At 68.5% G+C, this 16,875-nt stretch carries 23 protein-coding genes; 20 read left to right on the top strand and 3 right to left on the bottom strand.

The window, feature by feature from the left end; translation table 11 throughout:
• Positions 1-31: 31 nt before the first annotated feature.
• Genes OSH07_RS14525 through OSH07_RS14540 form a run of 4 tightly spaced genes read left to right on the top strand, consistent with a single transcriptional unit; the run spans position 32 to position 1,711 of the window.
• A complete protein-coding gene (locus OSH07_RS14525) occupies positions 32-601 on the top strand; it encodes a head-tail connector protein (protein WP_266339396.1) in 570 nt (189 codons plus the stop codon).
• The gene (locus tag OSH07_RS14530) at positions 598-927 is read left to right on the top strand and encodes a phage head closure protein (RefSeq protein ID WP_266339397.1); all 330 of its coding nucleotides are present in this window, start codon (positions 598-600) and stop codon (positions 925-927) included. The genes OSH07_RS14525 and OSH07_RS14530 overlap by 4 nt, the downstream gene beginning before the upstream one ends.
• On the top strand, positions 924-1,316 hold the full coding sequence (locus OSH07_RS14535) for a hypothetical protein (protein WP_266339398.1): 393 nt from the start codon (positions 924-926) through the stop codon (positions 1,314-1,316). Before OSH07_RS14530 ends, OSH07_RS14535 begins: the two co-directional genes overlap by 4 nt.
• On the top strand, positions 1,313-1,711 hold the full coding sequence (locus OSH07_RS14540; RefSeq protein WP_266339399.1) for a DUF3168 domain-containing protein: 399 nt from the start codon (positions 1,313-1,315) through the stop codon (positions 1,709-1,711). The genes OSH07_RS14535 and OSH07_RS14540 overlap by 4 nt, the downstream gene beginning before the upstream one ends.
• Here the strand turns inward: OSH07_RS14540 and OSH07_RS14545 are convergent.
• Complete coding sequence (locus tag OSH07_RS14545) at positions 1,708-2,214, bottom strand: GNAT family N-acetyltransferase (RefSeq protein ID WP_266339400.1); 507 nt, start codon at positions 2,212-2,214, stop codon at positions 1,708-1,710. The two genes, OSH07_RS14540 and OSH07_RS14545, sit on opposite strands and share 4 nt — an antisense overlap.
• A 56-nt stretch (positions 2,215-2,270) precedes the next feature.
• On the opposite strand from OSH07_RS14545, the gene OSH07_RS14550 reads away from it, so the two are divergent.
• The 3 genes from OSH07_RS14550 to OSH07_RS14560 all read left to right on the top strand — a co-directional run bounded on the left by OSH07_RS14550 (position 2,271) and on the right by OSH07_RS14560 (position 3,459).
• Positions 2,271-2,687, top strand: coding sequence for a phage major tail protein, TP901-1 family (locus OSH07_RS14550; protein WP_266339401.1), 417 nt, complete (start codon positions 2,271-2,273; stop codon positions 2,685-2,687).
• The gene (locus OSH07_RS14555; RefSeq protein ID WP_266339402.1) at positions 2,687-3,004 is read left to right on the top strand and encodes a gene transfer agent family protein; all 318 of its coding nucleotides are present in this window, start codon (positions 2,687-2,689) and stop codon (positions 3,002-3,004) included. The genes OSH07_RS14550 and OSH07_RS14555 overlap by 1 nt, the downstream gene beginning before the upstream one ends.
• A 197-nt stretch (positions 3,005-3,201) precedes the next feature.
• Positions 3,202-3,459: a rcc01693 family protein gene (locus tag OSH07_RS14560; RefSeq protein WP_420909635.1), complete on the top strand. Its 258-nt coding sequence runs from the start codon at positions 3,202-3,204 to the stop codon at positions 3,457-3,459.
• Here the strand turns inward: OSH07_RS14560 and OSH07_RS14565 are convergent.
• On the bottom strand, positions 3,428-3,931 hold the full coding sequence (locus OSH07_RS14565; protein ID WP_266339403.1) for a DUF2059 domain-containing protein: 504 nt from the start codon (positions 3,929-3,931) through the stop codon (positions 3,428-3,430). The two genes, OSH07_RS14560 and OSH07_RS14565, sit on opposite strands and share 32 nt — an antisense overlap.
• A gap of 89 nt (positions 3,932-4,020) precedes the next feature.
• Between OSH07_RS14565 and OSH07_RS14570 the strand changes: the two genes are divergently transcribed.
• Genes OSH07_RS14570 through OSH07_RS14580 form a run of 3 tightly spaced genes read left to right on the top strand, consistent with a single transcriptional unit; the run spans position 4,021 to position 6,093 of the window.
• The gene (locus OSH07_RS14570) at positions 4,021-4,563 is read left to right on the top strand and encodes a phage tail tape measure protein (RefSeq protein WP_266339404.1); all 543 of its coding nucleotides are present in this window, start codon (positions 4,021-4,023) and stop codon (positions 4,561-4,563) included.
• The gene (locus tag OSH07_RS14575; RefSeq protein WP_266339405.1) at positions 4,563-5,198 is read left to right on the top strand and encodes a DUF2460 domain-containing protein; all 636 of its coding nucleotides are present in this window, start codon (positions 4,563-4,565) and stop codon (positions 5,196-5,198) included. Before OSH07_RS14570 ends, OSH07_RS14575 begins: the two co-directional genes overlap by 1 nt.
• A 10-nt stretch (positions 5,199-5,208) precedes the next feature.
• Positions 5,209-6,093, top strand: a complete 885-nt coding sequence (locus OSH07_RS14580; RefSeq protein ID WP_266339406.1) for a DUF2163 domain-containing protein — start codon at positions 5,209-5,211, stop codon at positions 6,091-6,093.
• Here OSH07_RS14580 and OSH07_RS14585 read toward each other — a convergent pair whose 3' ends face one another.
• On the bottom strand, positions 6,094-6,387 hold the full coding sequence (locus OSH07_RS14585; RefSeq protein WP_266339407.1) for a hypothetical protein: 294 nt from the start codon (positions 6,385-6,387) through the stop codon (positions 6,094-6,096).
• Positions 6,388-6,444: 57 nt separating this feature from the next.
• Here OSH07_RS14585 and OSH07_RS14590 point away from each other — a divergent pair, with 57 nt between their 5' ends.
• From OSH07_RS14590 to OSH07_RS14635, 10 genes are all read left to right on the top strand, one after another.
• Entirely contained in the window at positions 6,445-6,888 is a 444-nt protein-coding gene (locus OSH07_RS14590) for an NlpC/P60 family protein (protein ID WP_266339408.1), read from the top strand.
• The gene (locus OSH07_RS14595) at positions 6,888-10,757 is read left to right on the top strand and encodes a baseplate multidomain protein megatron (RefSeq protein ID WP_266339409.1); all 3,870 of its coding nucleotides are present in this window, start codon (positions 6,888-6,890) and stop codon (positions 10,755-10,757) included. Before OSH07_RS14590 ends, OSH07_RS14595 begins: the two co-directional genes overlap by 1 nt.
• Complete coding sequence (locus tag OSH07_RS14600) at positions 10,750-11,088, top strand: DUF2793 domain-containing protein (protein WP_266339410.1); 339 nt, start codon at positions 10,750-10,752, stop codon at positions 11,086-11,088. Before OSH07_RS14595 ends, OSH07_RS14600 begins: the two co-directional genes overlap by 8 nt.
• A 203-nt stretch (positions 11,089-11,291) precedes the next feature.
• Positions 11,292-11,549, top strand: a complete 258-nt coding sequence (locus OSH07_RS14605) for a spike base protein, RCAP_Rcc01079 family (RefSeq protein ID WP_266339411.1) — start codon at positions 11,292-11,294, stop codon at positions 11,547-11,549.
• A complete protein-coding gene (locus OSH07_RS14610) occupies positions 11,549-12,907 on the top strand; it encodes a hypothetical protein (protein WP_266339412.1) in 1,359 nt (452 codons plus the stop codon). Before OSH07_RS14605 ends, OSH07_RS14610 begins: the two co-directional genes overlap by 1 nt.
• A 189-nt stretch (positions 12,908-13,096) precedes the next feature.
• On the top strand, positions 13,097-13,981 hold the full coding sequence (locus OSH07_RS14615; RefSeq protein WP_266339413.1) for a glycoside hydrolase family protein: 885 nt from the start codon (positions 13,097-13,099) through the stop codon (positions 13,979-13,981).
• The gene (locus OSH07_RS14620; RefSeq protein ID WP_266339414.1) at positions 13,981-14,364 is read left to right on the top strand and encodes a hypothetical protein; all 384 of its coding nucleotides are present in this window, start codon (positions 13,981-13,983) and stop codon (positions 14,362-14,364) included. The genes OSH07_RS14615 and OSH07_RS14620 overlap by 1 nt, the downstream gene beginning before the upstream one ends.
• A gap of 65 nt (positions 14,365-14,429) precedes the next feature.
• Positions 14,430-14,747, top strand: a complete 318-nt coding sequence (locus OSH07_RS14625) for a PepSY domain-containing protein (protein WP_266339415.1) — start codon at positions 14,430-14,432, stop codon at positions 14,745-14,747.
• A 4-nt stretch (positions 14,748-14,751) separates the two neighbouring features.
• Positions 14,752-15,438 (top strand): response regulator transcription factor, encoded by a 687-nt coding sequence (locus OSH07_RS14630; RefSeq protein WP_266339416.1) that lies wholly within the window; start codon positions 14,752-14,754, stop codon positions 15,436-15,438.
• Position 15,439: 1 nt separating this feature from the next.
• Positions 15,440-16,801, top strand: a complete 1,362-nt coding sequence (locus OSH07_RS14635; RefSeq protein ID WP_266339417.1) for an ATP-binding protein — start codon at positions 15,440-15,442, stop codon at positions 16,799-16,801.
• Positions 16,802-16,875: the final 74 nt, after the last annotated feature.

A 16,875-nucleotide genomic window follows, 5' to 3' on the forward strand; every position in this document is an offset into this window, starting at 1 on the left:
ATCGGAACAGTTCCCATCGCAAGGAGCGATCATGACCGCAGCGCTGATTTCCGCGCCGGCGACCGAGCCGGTGTCGCTGGCCGATGTGAAGGCGCATCTGCGCGTCGACGGCACGGCGGAAGACAGCCTGCTGCAGGCGGCGATCCTGGCGGCGTGCACCCATGTCGAGAGCGAGACCCGGCGCAAGCTGATCGCCCAGGGCTGGCGCCTCTATCTCGACGAATGGCCGTCCGGCCGGGCGATCGAGCTTCCCGTCGCGCCGCTGATCTCGGTCGAGAGCATCACGCTCTACGACATCGTCGGCGCCGCGCATGTCCTCGATCCCGACGACTACCGGGTCGATGCCGCCCGCCTGCCGCCGCGCATCGTCGCAAAACTCCGGCCGCAGGCGGCGCTCTATGACAACGGCATCGAGATCGACGTCACCGCCGGCTACGGCGTCTCCAGCCTTGCCGTGCCGGCGGCGCTCCGGCAGGCGATCCTGATGCTGGTGGCGCACTGGTACGAGCATCGCGGCGCGGTGGGCTTCGACCGCGCAGGCGACGTCGCGCCGCTCGGCTTCGAGGCGTTGATCGCGCCCTATCGGGTCCGCGCACTGTGACCGGGTTTGACGCCGGCCGGCTTTCGAACCGCGTCACGCTGGAGCGTCCAGTCCGTGCCGCTGATGGCGCCGGCGGAGCGACACTCGACTGGCAGGAAGTCGCGACGTTCTGGGCGCGGATCGAGCCGGTCGAGGCCGGCGAGCGCAACGCCGCCGACCGGCTCGCGACCCGCGTCACGCACCGGATCACCCTCCGCTTTCGCGGCGATGTCGAGGGCGGCATGCGGGTCGTGCATCGTGGACGGAACCTTGCGGTCACCGCCTGGCGCGACCCGGACGAAACGCGGCGTCTCCTTGTGCTCGAAGCGGTGGAGGAACGGCCATGAACGCGCGCGCCCTGACAGGACAGGCTCTGGCGGCCGCGCTCAGGAAGGCCGTCGATCCCGCTGTTTCCGAGGCGTTGCAGCGCAATGCCGAGCGGCTGCGGGTGGCGTTGGAGGAAGCCGACCTTTCACCTCTCGCTGAGGGAGAGGTCGGCCCGCAGGGCCGGGTGAGGGGGGCAGTCTTCTCCGACGAGATCGCAACCCCTCACCCGCCGGCTTCGCCGTCGACCTCTCCCCAAGGGAGAGGTGAGGTGAGCGCTCGCTTTGGGCACTCACTCGACGTCGCAATCACAGGCTCGAACCTGTTCGCCCGAGAATTCGGCGCGCTCGATGCGGCGGCCGATCCCGTCATCGCCCCGGCCTTGAGCCGTCTCAAGAGGAGGTCGCGATGACGGCCGCGCTCGACTTGCAGAAGGCTCTGGTCGCCTGCCTCGCCGCCGATGCCGACCTCGTGGCTCTGGTGGCGGACCGCATCCATGACGGTGCGCCGCGTGGCCTCGCCTTTCCCTCGGTGACGCTGGGCGCCTCCGGGCAGGCCGACTGGTCGAGCGGTGACGAGGCCGGCGGCGATATCCGTCTCGACCTGCATGTCTGGTCGCGGGCGATCGGCAAGCGCGAGGCCTGGACGATCATCGGCCATCTGATGCGGCTGCTGCACGATGCGGAACTCGTGCTCGCGGGCCACGCGCTGGTGTTGATCCGCGTCACCTATGCAGAGGTCCGCCTCGATCCAGATGGCATCACCGAGCACGGCGTCGTGCGCGTCGCGGCTTTGGTGGAAGACTAGGTTTTCCGCGCCAGCCAGTCTGGCCGGAGGATCGCCATCACCAGTTCGTCGTGATGCTGCCCCCCGACAAAGGCGCTGCCGCGCGAGATGCCTTCGGCCTGGAAGCCGGCGGATTCATAGGCGCGGCGGGCACGCAGATTGTGCGGGAACAGGCCGAGCGACAGCCGGTGCGCCTGCGTCTCGCCGAAGACCCGGTCGATCAGCCCGTTGAGCAGCGCCGTGCCATGGCCCTGGCCCGGCTCGGCGACGGCGATTCGCTTCAGCAGCGTCGACCGCTCGGGCCCGTTCCAGTCGCGCAGCAGCGCGAAGCCGAGCGGCTCCGGTTCGCCGCCGTCATGCAGGGCGCGGGCAAGGAAGTAGGCATAGCGCGGCTCGGTCATCGCCTCGGCGTGCTGCGCCGCTTCCCAGCGGCCGACGAGGCTTTCGAAGCCCGGCCGCCGCTCGGTCGCGACGATGAACGGGATGTCGCTCTCCGTGGCGCGGACGACTTCGATTTCGGGCATCGGCGGCCGGCTCCATGCGGGCGAAACAGGTTTGGCGGATGAAAAGGGGATAGAGGATGACGGCGCAGAAGGGCAAGGATTTGCTCCTGAAGATCGACACCACCGGATCCGGCGATTTTTCCACCGTGGCCGGGATGCGGACGCGGCGCTTCGCGCTGAACGCCGAGACGGTCGACATCACCGATACGGATTCGGCCGGCCGCTGGCGCGAACTCTTGGCCGGCGCCGGGGTGCGCCGCGCCAGCGTCTCCGGCTCCGGCATCTTCCGCGATGCGGCGACGGACGCCGCCATCCGCACCCTGTTCTTTGATGGCGCCATCCGCGATTTCCAGCTGATCGTGCCGGATTTCGGCACGCTCGAAGGGCCGTTCCAGCTCACCGCGCTCGATTATGGCGGCGAGCATGACGGCGCCGTCACCTATGAGATCGCGCTGGAATCGGCCGGCCCGGTCACCTTCGCGGCGGCCTCGTGATGGCGAACCGGCATCGCGGCGAGATCGAGGCCGAGCTGGACGGCCGGCCGCATGTGCTCTGCCTGACGCTCGGCGCGCTGGCGGAACTGGAATCGGCCTTCGGTGCCGAGGACCTTTCGGCACTGGCCGCGCGCTTCGGCGAGGGACGGCTTTCGGCCCGCGACGCGATCCGCATCCTCGGCGCCGGTCTTCGCGGCGCCGGCGCCGTGATCGACGACCACCAGGTCGCGGCGATGCGGACGCCGCACGGCGCGGCGGGGTTCGCGGCCATCGTCTCCGAACTGCTCGGCGCGACCTTTGGCGGGGGCGGCGGGTGAGTCCGGGTGGTCGCGACGAAGTAGACAAGAAAGACCCTCACCCCAACCCTCTCCCGCAAGCGGGCGAGGGGGTGGATGGAGCGCTTCATCGGCGGCAGCGCCAATTCAATGGAACGGACGAGTCGAATGGGCTGGCCTCGCCTGTATCGCCCGAGGCTCGGTCTACCCCCTCTCCCGGGAGCCGGGAGAGGGGTGGGGTGAGGGCCTTGCTTGCGTCTGACCCGCAGCCCTTTCCCTGGCGCGAAGCGATGGCGATCGGCTTTGGGGTGCTGAAGCTCTCCAGCCGCGAGTTCTGGTCGCTGACGCCGCGCGAACTCGCCGCCGCGATCGAGGGGCTGGCCGGAAGGGCAAGCGCTCCGATGGACCGCGCCGCGTTCGAAGACCTGACGCGGCGGTTTCCGGATCACCAACCCTCGCCGGGGATCACTGCTTCTTTTGACGAGTCTCGCGGATAATTCGTTGAATTTCTGGATCTGTCTGAATTTTCCCCATCGATTTTTGTATGAATTCTACCGATTTTGGGAGCGAGTATTCCGTTATTTCTTTGGAAATAGCTGAATTCTTGTCCAGGATTTGACGCCCAACGGGCGTGCTGTAGAAGTTGTACATGGCGTCTATTTCCGCTTCAGAATATACGGATTTGTATATTTCAATGATCGCCTGATTTTGATTGGAGAAAACGTCCTCGTAGTTCTCCATCATGATTGCCGTCGCTCTGTCCATGAACGACTGAGGGACTTCGAGGTTCGTCGCTTTCAGGGCGTTGAAGATCTGGTCCAGCAGACGATGTCTTTGCTGATCGAAGTCAATCCCCTGCATCAGGGTCTCAATTTTCTGGTCGGTCGTTGGTTCGGTCGCATGCGCGTGTTGGTAAGCGCCGCCCAGAATGATCATGGCCGAGAAGCAAACGGCCTTCAGATTCAGCATTCATAACCCCCGATAGAGCTGGTCCTTTCGTTACCATACATGCGTGTAGGGGCGGAGGCGACTGCCTGTTCGGCTAGGAGCCATTTCCTATGACCACGCCGATCGACGAACTTTCCGTCCGCATCACCGCCGACACCTCCGCCTTCACCGCTTCCCTCGACGGGCTCGCCAGGCAGGCGGACGGCTTTTCCGGCGCCATCAGCCGCGCGTTTCGCGACGCAGTCGTCGGCGGCAAGGAATTCGACGACATCCTGAAGGGGCTGGCGTTGCGCCTCTCGACGATGGCGCTGAATGCCGCGCTGAAGCCGATCGAGAGCGGCATTGGCGGGCTGCTCTCCGGCCTTGTCGGCTCGCTCGGCGGGGTAAAGCCGTTCGCGAAGGGCGGCGTCGTCGCCAGCCCGACCTATTTTCCCCTGTCGGGCGGGCTCGGCCTGATGGGCGAGGCCGGGGCGGAGGCGATCATGCCGCTGGCGCGCGGGCCGGATGGCCGGCTCGGCGTTTCCGGCGGCGGCGCGCCGGTCACTGTCAACATCGCCATCCAGACACCGGACGCGCAGAGCTTCCGCAAATCCGAGGCGCATGTCGCCGCGACGCTCGCCCGCGCCGTCGGGCGCGGTAGAAGGGGGCTCTGATGCCGCTGATCCCAGCCTTTCACGAGATCCGCTTTCCGACCAACATTGCCTTCGGCTCTTCCGGCGGGCCGGAGCGGCGCACCGAGGTGGTGACGCTCGGCTCGGGAAGCGAGCGGCGTAACGCGCGCTGGGCGCAATCGCGTCGTCGCTACGACGCCGGCTATGGCGTGCGGTCGCTCGCCGACCTGCATCAGGTGATCGCCTTCTTCGAGGAGCGTCGCGGAAAACTGTTCGGCTTCCGCTGGCGCGACCGTGCCGACGACGCCTCTGCGCCGCCGGGAACGGAGCCAGCCGCGACCGACCAGGCGCTCGGCGTCGGGGATGGCGCGACGACGGTGTTTTCGCTCAAGAAGACCTATGGCGGCCTGCATGCGCCCTATGAACGGGCCATCGCCAAGCCGGTCGCGGGCAGCGTGCGCATCGCCATCGATGGCGTTTCGACCGAGGATTTCGTCGTCGATCCGGCGACCGGCCTCGTCACGCTCGGCGAGGCGCCGGCCGAGGGCGGGATCGTCACGGCCGGCTTCCGCTTCGACGTGCCGGTGCGCTTCGATGCCGATCAGCTCGTCATCAACCTCGCCGCCTTCGAGGCCGGCGAGATCCCCTCGATCCCGATCGTGGAGATCCGGCCATGAGGCACGCGACATGAGGACGATCCCGGACGGCCTCGCAGCGCATCTGGCCGGTGAGGCCTCGACGACCTGCCATGCCTGGCGGCTGCAGCGAAAGGACGGCGTCGTGCTCGGCTTCACCGATCACGACCGCGACCTCGTCTTCGACGGCGTCACCTTCGAGGCGGCGACCGGGCTTTCCGCAAGCGAGGCGAGCGCCGAGACCGGCATGGTGACGGGCGGCATGGAGGTCGCCGGCGCGCTGGTCTCCGACCGGCTGTCGGAGGTTGAGCTCGCCGCCGGCGCCTTCGACCACGCCAGGATCGAGACGTTTCTCGTCAACTGGTCGGCGCCGGAGGAGAGGCTGCTGCTGCGCGTCGGCCATATCGGCGAGGTGCTGCGCGAGGATGGTGCGTTCCGCGTCGAAATCCGCGGTCTTGCCGCCGGGCTGGACGAGCCGCAGGGGCGGGTCTTTCGCGCGGCCTGTGATGCCGATCTCGGCGATGAGAGATGCAAGGTCGATCTCGACCTTCCCGCCTTTCGCGGCGAGGGAACGGTCGTCGCCGCGATGGATGGAAGGCGGTTCACCGTCTCGGGGCTGGAGGCTTTCGCGAGCGGATGGTTCGAACGCGGCACGCTGACCTGGACCAGCGGCGCCAATTCGGGCCGCCGCGCCGTGGTGAAGGCGCAGCGCGACGTCGTCGGCGCGCCGACGATCGAGCTCTGGAACGCGATGACCGGTGCGATCGCGCCCGGCGATGCGTTCATCGTCACGGCCGGCTGTGACAAGCGCTTCGGCACCTGCCGCGACAAGTTTGGCAATCGCCTGAACTTTCGCGGCTTTCCGCACATGCCGGGGAATGACTTCGCGCTCGGCTATGCCCGCCAGGGCAACCGCAACAATGGCGGGCGGCTGTAGCTAGGCCGAGGCGTCGAGCACGCGCTCCAGTTCGTCGATGGCTGCGAGGCCGTCGCGGATGGCAACGGCGCGCTTTTCCGCGCCGGACGAGGCGCGGCTGACGATCTGCAGGACTTCGAAGCAGCGCGCGGCCGCATCGGTCGCGGCGGCGCCGACGGCCGGCGTCCAGGCGACATGCGACATGGCGATGTCGATGTTGCGGCTGACCTCGTTCTTCTGCGGCCACGCCGTCTCGCGCGTCAGTCCGGTCAGGATCTCGCGCAGGGCGCGCATGTTCTCGGTGTGCCTGGGCATGGCGGGCCTTGTCTCGATGAAGCCGGCGGACCGTCGCAGATTCGGAAGGGGATCGAAATGACAAACCCGGTCACCCGCCAGGTGATCGTCGCGGCGGCGATGACCTGGCTCGGCACGCCCTATCGGCACCAGGCGTCGCTTCGGGGCGTCGGCTGCGATTGCCTTGGCCTCCTGCGCGGCGTCTGGCGCGAGCTCTATGGCGACGAGCCGGAAGAAATGCCGGCCTATACGGCCGACTGGGCCGAGGCGCGGGGCGGCGACCGGTTTGCAGACGCTGCCGGCCGCCACATGGCATCCGTCCCGCCAGAGGCGGCGAAGACGGGCGACCTGCTGCTGTTCCGCTGGCGCGAAAACCTGCCGGCCAAGCATGCGGCGATCCTGATCGCGCCGGATCGCTTCCTGCACGCGCAGGACGGCGCCGCTGTCGCCACCGCCGCGCTGTCGCCCTGGTGGCGCCGTCGCGTCGCCTTTGCTTTCTCGTTTCCCGGAGTGACCGACTGATGGCGACCCTCGTCCTGCAGGCGGCCGGCGCCGCGATCGGCGGCCTGTTCGGTCCCGTCGGCGCGATCCTCGGCGGCGCCGTCGGCGCCATGGCCGGCTACGCGATCGACCAGACGCTCTTCGGCCAGAACATCGAGGGGCCGCGCCTCTCCGATCTCTCGGTGCAGCGCTCGGAGGAGGGCACGCCGATCGCTCGCGTCTATGGCCGCGCGCGGCTGGCCGGGCAGGTGATCTGGGCGACGCGGTTCCAGGAGGTGAAGCACGAGGAGGGCGGCAAGGCCGGCCCGACCATCACCACCTACTCCTACTACGCGAACTTCGCCGTCGGGATCTGCGAGGGGCCGATCTCGCGCATCGGCCGCGTCTGGGCCGATGGCGAGCTGATCGACCTCGCCGATCTGCACCACCGCGTCTATCTCGGTGGGGAGACCCAGGCGGCCGACAGCCTGATCGAAGCCAAGCAGGGCGCAATCGGCGCGCCCGCCTATCGCGGCACGGCGATGGTGGTGTTCGAGCGGATGCCGGTCGGCGATTTTGGAAACCGCCTGCCGCAGCTCGCCTTCGAGGTCTTCCGACCGGTCGGCGGCGTCGAGGACGAGATCCGCGCCGTCGTCATCATCCCCGGCGCATCGGAATTCGCCTATGATCCGCTGCCTGTCTACACGTCACGCGGCCCCGGCCGCCGCGTCACGATAAACCGCCATGTCGATGGCGCGCGCACCGACTGGGAAGCCTCGATCGACGAACTGCAGTCGCTTTGCCCCAATCTCGGGCGAGCGGCGCTCGCCGTCTCCTGGTTCGGCGACGACCTGCGTGCCGGCCATTGCACCGTCTCGCCCCGCGTCGAGGATCATTTGACGATCACCAGCCCGACCACCTGGCGCGTCGCCGGGCTGAACCGGAGCGCGGCGCGGGCGGTGAGCCGGATCGACGACCGTCCGGCCTTCGGCGGCACGCCGTCCGACGCGAGCGTGATCCGCGCCATCCGCGACCTGAAGGCGCGTGGCATCGCCGTCACTTTCTATCCCTTCCTGATGATGGATATTCCGGCCGAGAACGAGCTGCCGCATCCCTGGTGGGATGCGATCCAGCCGGCCTATCCCTGGCGCGGCGAGATCACCGCCTCGATCGCGCCGGGTAGGGTCGGCACGCCGGACCAGACCGCGGCGGCGGCGACCGAGATCGCGAGTTTCGTCGGGACGGCGGCGCGGACGGATTTCTCCGTCTCGGGCGGAGCGGTGCACTATTCCGGCCCCGATGAATGGACCTATCGGCGCATGGTCCTGCACGCGGCGAACCTCTGCAAGGCGGCCGGCGGCGTCGATGCCTTTCTCGTTGGTTCCGAACTCCGCGGCCTGACGACGCTCCGCTCCGACGCCTCGACATATCCGTTTGTGGCGGCGCTGCGGGCGCTTGCCGCCGACGTACGGGTCATCCTGCCGACGGCGAAGATTACCTATGCCGCCGACTGGAGCGAGTATTTCGGCCACCAGCCGGCCGATGGTTCGGGTGACGTGCATTTCCATCTTGATCCGCTCTGGGCCGATGATGCCATCGACGCCATCGGCATCGACAGCTATGTGCCACTCTCCGACTGGCGCGACGGCTACGACCATCTCGACGCGGCGGAAAGCGAGAGCGGCCGCGACGTCGACTATCTCCGCGCCAACATCGCCGGCGGCGAGGGTTTTGACTGGTACTATGCCAGCGACGCCGACCGGCTGGCGCAGGTCCGTTCTGCGATTACCGATGGCGGCGCTGGCAAACCCTGGGTGTTCCGCTACAAGGATCTCGTGAACTGGTGGTCGAACCAGCATTTCGACCGGCCGGGCGGCGTCGAGGCGTCGACGGCGACCGCGTGGACGCCGAAATCGAAGCCGATCTGGTTCACCGAGATCGGCTGCGCCGCGATCGACAAGGGCGCCAACGAGCCGAATATCTTTCCCGATCCCAAAGTGGGCGGCGCACGACTGCCGCATTTCTCCAATGGCAGCCGCGACCCGCTGATGCAGGAGCGGTTCCTGACCGCCGTGCTCGGCTACTGGGATCCGGCCTCGCCCGATTTCGTCGCGACGAACAATCCCGCCTCCGACGTCTACCTCGGCCGGATGGTGGATCCCGCGCGCAGCTATGTCTGGTCCTGGGACGCGCGGCCTTTTCCGGCCTTTCCGCAATTGACCGATGTATGGTCCGATGGAGGCAACTGGGAGACCGGGCACTGGCTGAACGGACGGCTCGGCGACCTGACCACCATTCGCCTGGTCGAGCGCATCCTCCGGGACTACGGCTTCGAGCCCTACCGGATCGGCGATCTCGATGGCTCGGTCGATGGCTTCGTCATCGCGCGTCTCGGCTCGGCGCGGCAGGCGCTTCAGGGCCTTGCCGAGGCGCTCGGCTTCGAGGCGGCGGAAGCGGGCGACGTCGTTCGTTTCGTCCGGCGCGGTCTGCCACGGCTGGCGCTGACGCCTGCCGACCTGGTCGAGGAGGGCGAGCAGCCGCTTCTCGTCATCCGCCGTGCTCAGGAAACCGAACTGCCGGCCGAGCTCGCCTTCGGCTTCATCGACGGCGCGAGCGATTATCGCGACCGCGTCGTCGCCTCGCGCCGGCTGGAGGCGGCGGGGCATCGGCAGGCGACGCTTTCGACCGGCATCGTCACCGACGATGCGCTCGCCGTCGCCTTGGCCGATCAGCGCCTGCAGGAAATCTGGGATGGCCGCGAGACCGTGTCGCTGGCGCTGACCGATCGCCGCCTCGCCATCGAGCCGGCCGATGTCGTCACGCTGCTCCGGCCCGACGGCCCGACGAGCTTTCGCGTCACGAAGGTCGAGGACGGGCTGGCGCGGCGGATCGAGGGGCGGACCGTCGATCCGTTCGGCGCGCCGGTGCCGGCAGGAAGCCTCACCGGCGGCACGCCGGAATGGTCGGCCGATCCCGGCCCGCCGGACGTCGTCGTGCTGGATCTGCCGTCCCTGACCGGCACCGAGGCGGTCGCGGCGCGCATCGCCGTTTTTGCCGATCCCTGGCCGGGGCCATTCGGCATTTCGATCGGGTCCGAGGCGGCCGGCTTCCCGCTGCGACAGATCGCGCCGCAGGCCGCGACGCTAGGCTCCATCGCCGCCGCCGTGCCGCCGGGGCCGGTCGGTCGCTGGGACCTTGCCACGACGCTTGATGTCGCCATGCCGGTCGGGGCGCTGGCCGGCCTGCCGGACGAGGCGGTGCTGAACGGCCGCAACCTGGCTGCGATCGGCAACGCGGCGGACGGCTTCGAAGTCATCCAGTTCCGCGCCGCCGAGCTTGTCGGCGACGGCCAATGGCGCGTCTCCGGCCTGCTGCGCGGGCAGGGCGGCACGTCGGATCTGGCCGCACGCGGTCATGCAGGCGGCGCGCGCTTCGTCCTGATCGATGTGGCGACACGCCTGCTCGACCTTGCGCCGGCGGAACTCGGCCTGACCCGCGCCCTGCGCGTCGGGCCGCTGGCGATCGCCTACGACCCGGATCGCTTCGCGACGCAGGACTTCACCGTCGCCGGTCGCTGGCTGCTTCCCTTCGCGCCGGTTCATCTCCGCGGGCGCCGCGATGCGGCGGGCGATGTCGCGCTCACCTGGATCAGACAGACGCGGACCGGCGGCGATAGCTGGGACGTCGTCGAAGTGCCGCTCGGCGAGGCGGCGGAAGCCTACCGGGTCGACCTCCTCGAGGGCGCGACGCTTCGGGCGAGCTTCGACACGCCGGTTCCGGCGCTGGGGCTTTCTGCTGGAGACCTCGCGGCGGCGCTGAGCGCGCCGGATGCTGCCTTCACCGTCCGCGTCCGCCAGTTGAGCGCCACGGCGGGGCCGGGCATCGCAACGGAGATTGTCGTCCATGGCTGAGCAGACCGCGCATCTTGCGCTGCCCTATCTCGCGCCGTCGCAGGCGCAGAAGCACGTCACCCACAACGAGGCGCTGCGCCGTCTCGACGGGCTGGTCCAACTCGCGGTCGAAGCCGTGGATGCGGTGACGCCGCCGGGCGCGCCGGTCGAGGGGGAGCGCCATCTGCTCGGGCTGAGCCCGACCGGCGACTGGGCCGGGCAGGGCGGCGACCTCGCCGTTTATGCCGATGGCGCCTGGTGGTTCGCGACACCCGAGATAGGCTGGCTCGTTTTTGACAAGGCGAGCGAGACGCTGCTCGTGTTGAAGGCGGCGGGCTGGACGAGCGTGTGATCACGCACCTCCGCCGTCATTCTCGCGGAGGCGAGGATCCATTCAGCCGAAGCCTTGGCCGAACGAGCCGCCTGACGGCACGGCTGCATGGATCCCGGAGCTCCGCTTCGCCGCGTCCGGGATGACGCCGGAGTGGAGGAGGGAGAGAGCCAAGCCTTGGCTGATCCTGAGTGATCGAAATCAGCAACCTCACGGAGACCATCATGAGCGATCCCTTTGCCGGGGCGGCGTCGGGCCTTTCGGGGCCGGCGACGCGTCATTTCGCCATCTCGCCTTCCGACAGCGTCGATCTCGCTGTTCGTCCGCGCGCGCTCGTCTTCCAGACCGATGGCGACGCCGTGCTGCGCGACGAGGCCGGCACCGACGTTACCTATGGCCGCTATGCCGGCGACGTGTTGCCGATCCGCGCCGTGCGGGTGCTGGCGACCGGCACGACCGCGACCCTGGTCGGGTGGATCTGATGCGGATGCCCGGTCTCGGTCTGGCTACGGGGGCGAACGCCGGGCGGCGGGTGGCGCCGCCCTCTGGCCTCGGCTTTCCCTTCGACGAACATCCGCTTCGCCTCCGCCGGCGCGGCGGCCGTTTTCTCACCGATATCCAGCCGGAGGCCCATGCGGCGGCGGCGTTCGCCGGCCCGAGCTATTTCGTCGACATCGCCACCGGCAATGACGGTAATCCTGGCACCAGCTGGGGCGCGGCGCTGAAGTCGATCTTTGTCGCCACCCAGCTCGGCAATGCCGGCGGCGTGCCGTTCAACGTGGCGGTGAAGGCGGGCGTCTATCCGCGCGCCAACAGCTTCACCAATGCTGGCCCGATGGTGATCCCGACCCAGCCGGCGGCCTATCGCTCCGTCGGCGGCCGCGTGACCTGCTGGGCCGGCGGTGATCTCGGCTGGTCCGGCGCGCCGGACGGCACCTATGGCAATTGCTACGCGATCGCGCGCTCCAACGTCACCGTCGTGCTGGATCTTGCCGATGCCAATTCGTTCGGCGATCCGGCGGAACTGGTCCGGGTCGCCGATGCCGCGGCCTGCAATGCGACGGCAGGATCCTGGGCGCAGGCCGGCGGCACGCTCTATGTCCACCGTGCCGATGGCGCCGCGCCGACCAACGCCAATACCCGCGTGCTGCTCGTCGTCGACGCCTTCGTGCTCGATGGCACGGCCAAGTCCATCTATCTCGAAGGCTTCGATTTCCAGGGCGGTGCCAATGGCGGCGTCTTCATCTACGGAGCGGCCGAGCGGGCGCTTGTCTTCGTCGAATGCTCGGCCCGCTATGCCGGCGGCCCCAGCCATCTCTATGACGGCTTCCGCATCCTCGACACCAGCGGGCTGGCGCTTCTCGTCCGCTGCGTGGCGGCGTCGAACGCCAAGGACGGCTTCAACTTCCACTGGAGCTTCGGCGGTACGCCGGCGCTGCATCATGTGACGATCGATTGCCGCGCCCATGGCAATGGCCGCTACGACAGCCAGTCCAACAATGGCCTGACCAGCCATGACGGTCTGGTCGGCATCGATGTCGGCGGGCTCTACCACGACAATTTCGGCGCCAATGTCGTTTCCAACGCGGCGTCCCGGCTCTGGTGCCTCGGCACCGAGGCGCGCGACAGCCTCGGCGACGGCCCGCGCGGCGGCACGGTCGAGGCCGTCGATTTCAACACGCAGGAGACGACGACTTTCTGGCTGGAGCGGACACGATCCTCCGGCTCGTCGCGGTCGCTGGTCGCCGGCGACAGCTCCACCATTCGCCTGCGGCGGCATCGCGCCGGGGCGGGGCAGGCGCAGGTCACCGCGCCCGGAGCGACGATCTCGACCTATTGAATGAAGCAGTCGCGGGGAAAATAGAGAGCCCGCCGCTTGGGGGGGCGAAGCGGCGGGCTCTTTCCGGCTTTTGGCCGGCACTGAGGTGCCTTGGCATCTCGATTCATCAACGTCGCCATGTAGCGCCGGTTCCCCGCAATTCCACCTTTCCGCGAAGATTTTTTCATCGACCTGGAGCGGGGATCCGGCATGGCCGAAATCAGTCCGGCGGGGCTCGAACAGCTCGTTGCCGAAGAGGGCGAGGTGCTGCGCGCCTATCGAGACGTGGCGGGCGTCTGGACCATCGGTGTCGGCCTGACGGCGGCATCCGGCGTGGTGACGCCGCGGGCCGGCATGATGATCACGAAGGCCGAGAGCCGACGGCTGCTCGTAGCCGCGCTGAAGCGGCGCTACGAGCCGGCCGTCGCGGCGGCGATGCCCGGGGCGCCGGCCCATGCCTTCGACGGCGCTGTGTCGTTTCACTTCAACACCGGCGCGATCGCCAGGGCTTCCTGGGTGAAGGCCTGGCGCACGGGTGACCGGAGCGCGGCGCGAACCGGCATTGAGGCCTGGAACAAGGCCGGCGGCCGGGCGGTCGCGGGATTGACGCGCCGCCGCGCCCGCGAGGCGGACCTGATCCTGGACGGGCGCCGCATCGTGCCGGAAGTGGCGTTCGCGGCGCTGCGGGTCGGCGACACCGGCGACGACGTCCGTGTCCTGCAGGCGAAGATGATCCGCGCCGGCCTCTTCTACGGCCCGGCGGACGGCGTGTTCGGCGCCGCGACGGAGAGGGCCGTGCGTGCCTTCCAGACGTCGCATCCGAACCTGACCGTCGACGGCATCGTCGGCACGGCGACGCGCGCGCAGATCGCCCGCCTGGCCGCGGCGCGCAGGGCGCTGGTCGCGACTTCGGCCGGCGGGGCGCTGGCAACCGGTGGCACGGCCGGCGCGCTGCCTGCAGATCCGGCCGCGCTCGCCTTGCCGCCCGCGGCACTCGTGGTCGCGGTGGCGCTCGTCGCCATCGCCGCGCTCGCGTTCGCCGGCTGGCGCTATCGCGATGAAATCCGTTCCCGGATCCGGATCTGGAGGTCCTGATGACCCGCCTTCCCAGCCTCAATCCCGTCGATATCGTCCTCGGCGCGCTCGAGGGGGCCGTCACCCGCATGGCCGGCCGCGCCGACAATCCGCTGACGCAGGAAATTGCGCCGCGCATCAGCAAGGCCATCGTCGAGGAGATCGTCGCCGACCCGGCGGTGATCCATGCGGCGAACGCCGAGCCATGGTACGTTTCGCGCGTCACCTGGGGGGCGATCATCGCCGCCCTGGCGCCGATCCTGGGGCTCCTGCTCGGCCATTCGATCTCGTCCGAGGACCAGGCCACGCTCGGTCAGGTCGCGGTGGCGATCGGCACGCTGGCCGGCGCCGGATTGACGCTCTACGGCCGGTGGAGAGCCCGCGCGCCCCTCGGCGGAAAGTGATAGGGTTCGCGCGAAAGTTGCCGGCATTCAGGTCGTGTTCATATGAGGGCGCTTAGGACGGGGGCATGTCGAAGAACGTCATCGCAATCCTCTTTCTGGCTGCCATGTTCGTCTGGTTCGGATCGCCCGGATACGGTCCGACGGCGGCCTATGGCGATTCCTGCCTGTCGCAGGGCGAGGCCCGCCAGGCGGTGCAGAAGGGCGATGCCATATCTTTGAGCGAAATCCGTGGCTCGCTGGCGGGCGATGGCGGCGAAGTGGTTTCGGCGCAGCTCTGCAGGGCCGGCAACCGCCTTGTCTATATCGTCAATGTGCTTGGCGGTGGCGGCGAGGTGAAGCGCGTGCGCGTCGATGCGCGCAGCGGCTCGATCATGGGACGCTAGTGGAATGCGAATTCTCGTCGTCGAAGACGATCCGGACCTCAATCGCCAGCTCACCGAAGCCTTGAAGGCGGCGGGCTATGTCGTCGATTCGGCCGGAGATGGCGAGGATGGCCATTTCCTCGGCGATACCGAGCCCTATGATGCGGTCGTGCTCGACATCGGCCTGCCGCGCATGGACGGCATCAGCGTGCTGGAAGCCTGGCGGCGTGCCGGCCGCAACATGCCGGTGCTGATCCTTACCGCGCGCGACCGCTGGAGCGACAAGGTGCAGGGCATCGACGCCGGCGCCGACGATTATGTCGCCAAGCCTTTCCATATCGAGGAGGTGCTGGCCCGCATCCGCGCGCTGGTGCGCCGCGCCGCCGGCCACGCCACCAACGAGATCGAATGCGGCCCGGTGCGCATCGATACGAAATCCGGCCGCGTCACCGTTGACGGCAATCCGGTCAAGCTGACCTCGCATGAATACAAGGTGCTCGAATATCTGATGCACCATCGCGACCGCGTCGTCTCGCGCACCGAACTGATCGAGCATCTCTACGATCAGGACTTCGACCGCGATTCCAACACTATCGAGGTGTTCGTCGGTCGCCTGCGCAAGAAGGTTTCGGGCGACCTGATCGAGACGGTGCGCGGGCTCGGTTACCGGGTCGTCACGCCGGGAACGGCGTCCGCCGGCGGCGCCGACTGACATGCGCGTCAACTCGCTCGCGTTTCGGCTGATCGCCGGCGCGTCGCTCTGGAGCGCGATCGCGCTGGTCGTCGCCGGCGTGATTCTGACCTCGCTCTATCGCGACACGGTCGAGCGCGCCTTTGACGAGCGGCTTTCCGTCTATCTGAAGACGCTGGTCGGCAATCTCGCCACCCAGGCGCCCGGGCAGCTCGGCGACCCCGGCAATCTCGGCGAACAGCGCTTCGAGCTGATCTATTCCGGCTGGTACTGGCAGATCCGCCAGGTCAACGGTCCCGTCCTGCTCGCCTCGCGCTCGCTCTCCACCGACACGCTCGACATCGCCAACGCCACCTCGCGAAGCTCCGTCGACGGCGTCGAGCAGGCGACGATGACGGGCCCCGACAAGCAGCAATTGCGCGTGCTGCAGCGGACGATCACCTTCGACGTCGATCACCGCTACGACGTGCTGGTCGCCGGCAATGCGTCCGAGATGCAGGGGGAGATCACGGATTTCCGCACCAGCGTGGCGCTGACGCTCGCCGTCTTCGGCATCGGCCTCGTTGCCTCGACGGCGTTCCAGATCCGCTGGGGCCTCCGGCCGCTCGACCAGGTGCGGCGCGGGTTGGCGGCGCTCAGAAGCGGCAAGGAGCAGAGCCTCGACGGCCCGTTCCCGGCCGAGATCGAGCCGCTCGCCAAGGAGCTTAACGCGCTGATGGTCTCGAACCAGCAGATCATCGAGCGCGCGCGCACCCATGTCGGCAATCTGGCGCATGCCCTGAAGACGCCGCTCAGCGTCATCACCAACGAGGCGCGGTCCGACCACGGCAAGCTCGCCTCGAAGGTGGGCGAGCAGGCCGAGATCATGCGGATGCAGATCAACCATCATCTCGATCGCGCCCGCATCGCCGCGCGGTCGCAGGTGATCGGCGCGGTGACGGAGGTCGAGCCCGTGCTGGCGCGTCTCGTGCGCGCCATGCGCCGCATCCACGAGGATCGCGGCCTGACGATCGACCTGCATGCGCCCGAGACGGCGCGCTTCCGCGGCGAGCAGCAGGATCTCGAGGAGATGGTCGGCAATCTCGTCGACAACGCCTGCAAATGGGCGTCGGCCAGGGTCGCCGTCGAGGTCGTCTGTCTTCCGGCGACGGGCGAGATGGACGGCTCGCTGGTCATTCGTGTCGACGATGACGGGCCGGGTCTGACCGCCGAGCAGATGCAGGAGGCGACGCGGCGCGGCCGGCGCCTCGACGAAAGCAAGCCGGGCTCCGGCCTCGGCCTATCGATCGTCACCGATCTCGCATCGCTCTATGGCGGGGCCTTCGAGATGGACCGCTCGGCCTTCGGTGGATTGCGGGCGGAACTTCGGCTGCCGGCGGCGTGAGTTGGTTTGGAATCGCATTTCCGCCATGCTGATGTCGGATCTGCGAAATTGCGGTTTGGGGGCGTCCGCCCGGA

This window comes from Kaistia nematophila (genome assembly GCF_026343855.1).
In the GTDB taxonomy this organism is placed as follows: domain Bacteria; phylum Pseudomonadota; class Alphaproteobacteria; order Rhizobiales; family Kaistiaceae; genus Kaistia; species Kaistia nematophila.